Origin of the sequence: Psychromonas aquatilis (genome assembly GCF_038155185.1) — a bacterium.
GTDB classification, from domain to species: domain Bacteria; phylum Pseudomonadota; class Gammaproteobacteria; order Enterobacterales; family Psychromonadaceae; genus Psychromonas; species Psychromonas aquatilis.
In genome coordinates this window covers 1-206 of the sequence record NZ_JBAKAZ010000506.1, presented here as the reverse complement: position 1 = coordinate 206, position 206 = coordinate 1, and the positions used below count along the sequence as shown (strand labels likewise).

General features: G+C 34.5%; 1 protein-coding gene. It reads left to right on the top strand.

The window, feature by feature from the left end:
* Positions 1 to 206: IS3 family transposase (locus V6256_RS16310; RefSeq protein ID WP_341599219.1), on the top strand; the 206-nt coding region annotated here is incomplete at both ends.

Here is a 206-nt window from a genome sequence, read left to right as displayed (position 1 = left end):
CTTGTTTAGATAATGCCGTTGTAGAAAGATTTTTTGGTAGCCTAAAAAGCGAATGGTTACTCAATGTTGTTCATTTAACTCGTGAATCAATGAAGGTAGATGCGGAAGGATATATTCGTTATTACAACCATGAACGGCTTCATACAACACTCAATGATTTAACACCGATTAACTATGAAAATTTACAAAGTCAGGTGTCCAGTTAT